At 37.9% G+C, this 8,150-nt stretch carries 4 protein-coding genes and 2 pseudogenes; 2 read left to right on the forward strand and 4 right to left on the reverse strand.

Annotated features, from left to right (window positions below):
- Both AC1DPQ_RS10830 and AC1DPQ_RS10835 read left to right on the forward strand, forming a co-directional pair.
- Positions 1-253: pseudogene (locus tag AC1DPQ_RS10830) on the forward strand (LD-carboxypeptidase); the annotation flags it as partial.
- 1 nt (position 254) lies between these two features.
- Complete coding sequence (locus AC1DPQ_RS10835; protein ID WP_477609224.1) at positions 255-662, forward strand: DoxX family protein; 408 nt, start codon at positions 255-257, stop codon at positions 660-662.
- A 66-nt stretch (positions 663-728) separates the two neighbouring features.
- Here the strand turns inward: AC1DPQ_RS10835 and AC1DPQ_RS10840 are convergent, their stop codons facing one another.
- The 4 genes and pseudogenes from AC1DPQ_RS10840 to AC1DPQ_RS10855 all read right to left on the reverse strand — a co-directional run.
- On the reverse strand, positions 729-2,210 hold the full coding sequence (locus AC1DPQ_RS10840) for a RagB/SusD family nutrient uptake outer membrane protein (protein ID WP_477581012.1): 1,482 nt from the start codon (positions 2,208-2,210) through the stop codon (positions 729-731).
- Between the two features lie 11 nt (positions 2,211-2,221).
- Entirely contained in the window at positions 2,222-5,374 is a 3,153-nt protein-coding gene (locus AC1DPQ_RS10845) for a SusC/RagA family TonB-linked outer membrane protein (RefSeq protein WP_477609226.1), read from the reverse strand.
- Positions 5,375-6,100: 726 nt separating this feature from the next.
- Positions 6,101-7,462 carry a RagB/SusD family nutrient uptake outer membrane protein gene (locus AC1DPQ_RS10850; protein WP_477609228.1) on the reverse strand — a complete coding sequence of 454 codons (1,362 nt, stop codon included), beginning with the start codon at positions 7,460-7,462 and terminating at the stop codon, positions 6,101-6,103.
- A gap of 9 nt (positions 7,463-7,471) precedes the next feature.
- Positions 7,472-8,150 (reverse strand): annotated as a pseudogene (locus AC1DPQ_RS10855) (SusC/RagA family TonB-linked outer membrane protein); the annotation flags it as partial.

Raw genomic sequence — 8,150 nt, forward strand, 5'->3', positions numbered from 1 at the left:
GATGCTGAAAAGGGCGGGTAAGCTAAAAGTCTTAAAGGGTTTGATTATTGGTGCCTTTAATGAGATTGAAGAAGAAAAGATTTCTTTCGGGCAAACGGCTGATGAGGTAATTTGGGATATTGTTAAGGACTATGATTTTCCAGTCTGCTTTAATTTTCCAACTGGACATATCGATAATAACCTCAGTATGGTTTTAGGTGCTGAGGTAAACTTAAAAGTAGAAACAAATAACGTTCAATTTAAATATTTATAGGATGGCAATTTTAGATAATTTAGGAAAATACCGCAATACTGGCTTGTTGCTGCTACGTATTGGTTTGGGCACCATGTTTATTATTCATGGTTTCCCGAAACTTGCAGGCGGCCCAAACGGTTGGGCCGGGCTGGGAGGAAGTATGAAAGTAATCGGCATAGACTTTTTACCTATATTTTGGGGTTTTATGGCCGCCGCTACCGAAACCTTTGGTGGTTTCTTGCTAATTGTAGGGCTGTTTTTCCGTCCGGCGCTGATTTTATTAATCTTTACGATGATTATTGCGGCACTGGTTCATTTTGGTAAAGGAGATGGATTAGGCGGTGCCAGTCATGCAATAGAATTGGGTATTGTATTTTTCGGACTGATTTTTATTGGGCCGGGTAAGTATAGTGTGGATAAGAAATAGTTACTATATAAACAAGAAAGCCTGGCGAAGAATTTCTTCGCCAGGCTTTCTTGTTAAAGAACAAATCTAATTCTGAACAATCAATTTATTGTTTTGAACCTCATTAGCCGATATTGGCCAAATATAGCCTGCAGTATTAAATGGAATTGCAGGAGCAGTACCTTGAGATCCACTTTTCGCCACGAAGCCAGCACCCAACCTCATTACATCTGGAGATCTAAAACCTTCCCCAAGCAATTCGATTCTTCTTTCGGTTAGGATAGTGTTTTTCAAATTAGCAGGTAATAAATCGGTTGCTGGAAATACATACCCTGGATTGGATCTTTGTCTAACTGCAGTTAATAGTGCAATAGACCTTACAGGATCAGTTACCACAGTAGCTTCTGCTAAGTTTAATAAAACCTCAGCATATCTGATTACAGGAATATAATCGGTATACGGAGACGGTCTCTTAAATTTAGTTAAATAGGTATTTGCTCCAGAAACTGTAGTCAAGCTTTTTCTTGCATCGGTAGAAGCGGCAGCGAAAACAGGATTGGCCAAAATACCTGTAGGATTTAAGAAATATTCTTCATTACCGCCCGCTTGGTTTGGTGAAACATTGTAATAATAAGCCAATTGATTCTGTGTCCCCGGCGCATCTAAATCAGCCATAGGAAAAGACAATGCTGCTTCAGTAGCTGTAGCGTTACCTGTATAAGCACCACCAAATACAGTAGCAATATTAGCTTCTAACTGTAAGGGTGTACCTGTTGTTGCTTTAAACGGTGCTGCTGCGCTAACAATTTTGTTGGCTTCGGTAACTACTGCAGGTAAATTCCCCATCGCCAGGTATACTCTGGTTTTAAAGGCAATAGCAGTATTTCTGGAAGCCCTTATGGATGTTGCCGTTGTTGGTAAAGTTAATGCCAAGTCTGGCTCTGCCTCATTTAAATCTTTTAAAATTTGCGTATACACCTCGGCAACAGTACTTCTCTTTAAGTCGTTACCAGTCAGATCCTTTTCACCTTTAAGTCTTAAGGGTACACCCAGACTGGCACCGTTATCCGTAATATAGGGTTTTGCATATAATTGTAATGCGCTATAATAACTTAAAGCCCTCAAAAACTTGGCTTCTGCAATATATTGTTTCGCTACTGCCGGGGCAAGTAAAGATGCATTGGCATTTACGCCTTCAATAACCAGATTAGCCCTGTTTATTGCAGCGTAAATTGCGCCCCATAAATTAACAACCTCATTGGTATTCGAAGTTAAATTGAACCTCCAAGTATCTAAACCTGTTACCCCGTTGGGTTTATTTACCACAAAGTCCTCGCCACGGATATCGTTATAGATTAAATACCTTCCACCATAAAACTGGCCACTTTTTACACCTGCATATATTCCATTCACCTGCGACAAAATCCTATCCGGATTGGCAAATGCATCTTCAATTGGTAAAGCTGTATCTGGAGCTGTGGTTAAGAAATCCTTTTTACATGATGACGCGAAGAGCAAGGGAGCAGCTATAAAAAGATATTTTATTTTATTATTCATTTTAATTTTCATGATCTCTAATTTTAAAATCCAACATTAATACCAAAAGTAAATGTTCTACCTGATGGCACAGAGTTTCTATCTACGCCTGGCGCCAGGTTACCACTATTTCCGGTTGTAGTAGAGTTACCATTTACAGAAACCTCTGGATCAGGCCCTGGATAATCTGATATTATCCAAAGGTTGCTAGATTGCGCATATACCCTAACGTTTGAAATGCCATATTTACTTAAAAGTGTTTTTGGAAGCGTATAACCCAAAGCTAGATTTCTAACTTTTAAGAAATTACCAGAGAAAACATTCTGTGATTGTGCAAAAGCAGATCCATTTGAAGTATTATCACCATAAACAACACGGGGTATATCTGTAATCTGACCTGGTGTAGTCCATCTGTTTAAAACACCTGCTTCATTGTTCCAAAAACGTTGATCACGAAGACCAGCCAGTGATCCGTAGTAAATTTTGTTACCACCCGAGAATGTTAACCCTAAACTTAAATCAAAAGCTTTGTAACGGAAATTATTGTCCAAACCACCGAACCATTTTGGTATTGATTGTCCAGTTATTGTGGCATCTAATGCGGCATCAATTGCTGGGGCATTTTGGCCTGCATTCGGGCCATCAAGATACTGGTAACGGGCTGCGGTAGCACGCCCAAAACTGAACCTTAATTTTTGTCCAAACCTATTAACGAAAATACGCTCACCGGTTGCAGGGTCAACACCCGCAGTTTCCACAGTATAGATCGAACCGATAGGATAACCAACCCTCGTAATATTTGCAGTTTCTAAAGAGGTAGCGCCAAATAAATCTGCATTATTATTACCCAAAGCAGTAACCTCGTTTTTCAATGTACTGAAAGTAAAACTGGTTGTCCAACCGAAATCATCACCATCAAAATTCCTTGAATTTAATGTAAATTCAAGCCCCTTGTTATACATTTTACCAACATTGGTTGTGATTGCATTTCCCGGAACACCCTTTGAAGGTGCTTGAGGTGCGTTCTGAACCAGGTTATCGATATCATTGTGGTAATAATCTACATCTAATGAGAAACGTCCACTTAAAAATTCTAAGTTAATTCCAATATCGGCCTTTTTACTAGTCTCCCACCGTAAGTCAGGATTACCTGCTTGTGAAAAAGACAGTGCTGGTGAAGAACCGTATAAGCCTGGATTATATAAGAACAAGGCTGGGTAATTACCAATGTTGATATTTCCAACCTCTCCATAACTTCCATGTAATTTGATCCGTGTTAAGACTTTACTGATACCGAGGTCCTTATAGAAATTTTCTTCTGAAATGGCATAACCTGCTGATGCGCCACCGAAATTACCATATTTATTCCCGGCTGATAATCCGGAGTAACCATCACGTCTGAAAGATCCGGTTAAATAATATTTCTTTTTATAATCGTAATTGATACTACCAAAATAAGAGCGGAAAGCATTATCTCCCTGCACTAATCCAGCAGGAGTAATGGCACCAAAGGCTCCCTGAAAGACTTCAATGAAAGGATCAATTACCCCTTGTCTGGTTGCACCATAACCAAGAGATTTGGTATACTGGTCTTCAGCGCCAATAAATGCACCCAAAGTATGATCACCAAATACACCGTTATAGCTTAAGGTGTTAGACCAGTTCCATCTGCTATTTTTAACAAAATTACTGGTAGCACCACCGCCATAAGAAAACCCATCGCCCTGTAAACGGTTAATGAATGAGTTGTTATCGATTTTAAGATTATCTAAACCATAAGTGGTTTTAAAAGTTAAGCCTTTTACGATCTGGATTGAAGCATAAGCATTTGCGATGATACGGTCGCTTTCTGATGTATTTTTATCTTCGTGTACCAACACAGCTGCATTCGGATAATTTGATGCAATGGTATTTGCGCCTAAACCGACAGAGCCTGCTGGCGCATTTACATTATAAGAGCCGTCTTCGTTATATGCCGCTACGTTTGGAGGCAATACAATGGCCAACCTACCCAAGCCAACTGTTGAGAAAGCCTGCCCAGGCAAAGAACCTGTATTGGGCGCACGATTTAAAGTATTACTGTATGAAAAGTTTGTCCCAATGGTTACGTTTTTAAATAATTTATGATCAATATTTACACGGCCATTTTTCCTTTCAAAAGAGTTTCCGATGATAAAACCTTCTTGATTACTATATCCTAATGATACATAATATGAAGTTTTTTCATTTGCCCCAGAAAAATTTAAAGCATGGTTTTGAGATGTGGCTGTTCTATAAGCGTAATCATACCAATTGGTTTCTACTTGTGAACCATCCGATTTTGTTTGTAGAAAGAATGCTGGAGCCTGGCCATTATTTGTTCTTGATTCATTTTTGATCAGAACATATTCGGCGGCATTTAATAATGGTGTTAGGTTTTGGGCTTTTGTAGTTCCTACCCAACCTTCATAATTAATTTTAGTTACCCCTTGTTTACCCTTTTTAGTAGTAATCACTACAACGCCGTTGGCTGCCCTAGAACCATAGATTGCAGATGAAGCCGCATCTTTTAAGATATCGATTGATTCGATATCAGCAGGGTTGATGTCTCCCAATGCATTACCTGCAGCACTGTTAGCCGATTGATCGCCCGTAAATACGGGAATACCATCAACAATAATTAATGGGTAAGAACTTAAAGAGATAGAGTTAAAACCACGCACCCTGAAAACAGGAGGGTTATTTAAAACGCCGTTTGGCTGAATGATGTTTACACCTGCTGCTTTACCTGCTAATGCTTGTTCAAAACTCTGAACAGGTAAGTTTTTAAGCTTTTCTCCACTTACACTCGCTATTGACCCGGTAACATCTCTTTTTGATTGTGTGGTATAACCTGTTACTACGACATCAGATAATGTTTTAGAATCGCTTTTTAACTGTAGGTTAACCACATTACTACCGCCAATAGCTTTTGTTTGGCTTAAGAAACCAATATAAGAGAATTCTAGTGCGGTTACTCTGCCATTAACTCTAAGTGAATACCTGCCATCTGCACCAGTTGTGGTTCCGCCAGTTGCACCTTTAATTTTTACACTTACGCCAGGAAGGGGTAATCCATCTTCCTGAGCCGTAACTGTTCCAGTGATTGTTCGATCTTGCGCTATTGCTGAGGTGGCAATAAATAGCAATATGAACAAACTTTGTAGAAGTTTTTTCATAAAAATAATTTAGTTTAGTTAATAATAATCCAATATATGACTTAGTATTCTGTAATGCAAATTTTACAATTTTATATTTGCATTATTCACTMAAAAATCAATATACCCTTAAAAAACAGATTAACTTCATTTAGTCAGTTAACCTTTTTTTGTAAAAAAATTAAAGAAATAATATTTGTTAATTGAATGATAAAATGTGCTATCGTAATTTACAACTGTTGTGGTTCTGTCAGTTGAAACTTCATTTTAACACATAAATCAGAAAAGGGTGATGAATCATCCCACATGACAGGGATTTTTGCTGCAATTCGATCGTAATTTATTGCAAAATTTGCAATAAACGGAAACACGAATGAATTCCGTAGAAGTTTTTTCATAAAAAATTTTAGTTTAGTTAATAATATTACCCAATATAAGACTTAAAACATTTCAATCAAAAACTTATACCCACAAAAAAAACTAAAGTCTATTAAAAAAACCAACAAAACATAGAAAAACAATATTAATTCCCCATGCAACACTCAACAAACCCCTTTATGAAAGATTACTTGACGTTCGATCAAAAAAAAGATACATCAGCTTAACTACTGCTTTGTCTCTTCCTGTTTAGTTAATTTAACTCACCCGAAAACAATCGCTTAGAAGAAATTACGGGTAGGCATGAAACCAAAAAGGCCTTACCCATTGTTAGATGGATAAGGCCTTTTAAAAAATTAATGAAGGTAATTAGTAACCCGGATTATTAGGCTTTAATAAGTCGTTTACATCAATAGCTGCCTGAGGAATTGGATAAATCTCATCATTGATAGATCTCCCCTTAGCCTCTAAAAATACGGTTGCCATAGATTTAGCAGGATTTGTTGGAGAAGGTGTTCTTCTCATGTCCATCCATCTTGTATTTTCAAAAGCCAATTCAACTCTTCTTTCTTTAATAATGTCTTGCAGCGTTAAAGTTGTTAAAGCACCTAAACCTCTTTTTGTTCTAACACTGTTAATAGATGCCAGAGCAATTGGATCGGTTGCATTATTTGAGGTTAAGAATTGTGCTTCAGCTGAAATTAAATACATTTCGGCAATCCTTAAAATGTAATAAGGATGTGCCGCCGCACCAGTTGGGTCCTGATATTTACGRCTGTACCAACCTGGGTTTGCAGCCGGTGCAACAATTTGCGTCATTGAAGCCGCTTTTCTTTGATCACCTGGCTCATAAGCTGCAACTAAACTTGCATCAACTGGTAACTCTGCACGTCCTCCACCTGGCATAGATGGATGTTGTAGAAAGTACGACAAAGAATTTGATCCTTCTGTTTGCGTAAAAACAACTTTAAAGATATGCTCTGATGAATTATAAGGAGGAGCAAATATTGAATTATAATCAGCAGCTAATGCATACTTAGGACTTACGATCAGCTCATCTGCAAATTTCTTTGCATTAACATAATCTTTCTTAATGAGGTAAACTCTTGCCAGTAATCCTTTTGCAGCATCAGCAGAGGCATATTTACTATCTGTACTCACACCACCAGCATCAACACTTGCTTTTAAATCACTTAAAATCTGCGCATATACCTCATCAACAGATTTACGCGGAACTTTTACTACATCTCTATTGAAAACAACCGGTACGCCACCAAATAGGGTAACCAACTTATAGTAAGCATAAGCCCTTAAAAAATAAGCCTGAGTTAAAAGGCTCTTTTTAGTCGCATCAGGAACCGTAGTGGAGTTATTTAAAACCTCTAAAAGATCGTTTGCTCTTTGGATAACTACGTATGGGGCATTGAAATAACGTTGTGTTAAAACATTATTAGCTAAGATAGCATTATTATCAATCTCCCCATTCTGAAAGAAAGTAGCACGATAAGCAAGGTTATCGGCAGACAGATCTTCTACCGCATAACTTAGGTAAAAGTAACTTGTATTACCTTCTTGAAGGCCGTCATAAACGCCAGCTAACAATTTCTGAACATCAGCCGGGCCAACCGTTTCTGGCGACAATGAAGTTTTAGGATCGATATCCAATTGTTTTTCGCATGAAGACATTAAACCAATAATGGCTACAGCTATTAAAAATATTTTATTTTTCATTTTTGAGAATTATAAGCCAACATTAATACCGAACATAACTGTTTTAAACTGAGGGATAGCACCTTGATCAACCCCTGTATTAGCAATGGTAAAATCAGATGAAACCTCAGGATCAAATCCTTTATATTTAGTAAAGGTTAGTAAGTTTTGTCCAGAAACATAAACTCTTGCACTAGATAATTTTATCTTATTTAGGAAACTACTAGGCAAAGAATATCCTAATGTGATATTTTTCAATCGAATGTAACTTGCATCTTCTAAATACCTAGACGAACGCTGAGTATTATAAGTACCTCTTGCGCCACCAACAGCTCTTGGATATTCCGCCTCTGTGTTAGTTGGTGTCCATCTGCCGTCGAATACCTCTTGAGCTACATTTGTAGCAACTGCAGTAGCTGTTGCAGCTGCACCTAAACTTCCATTACCGCCTGTACCCTCTGCAGCTAGATTATACAGGTAGTTACCATATGAATACTGAAACATGATACCCAAATCGATTCCTTTGTATGATACAGTATTGTTTAAACCGCCATAAAATTTAGGAAGCGGACTTGCTAAAAACTGCCTGTCATCACCAGTAATAAATCCATCTTTATTAAGATCTTCATACATCATATCACCAGTTGCAGGATTAACCCCCAAAGCTTTGATTACGAAAAACGAACCTAATGGTTGGCCCACCATAGTA

Source organism: Pedobacter sp. 01T416_2 (genome assembly GCF_056398925.1).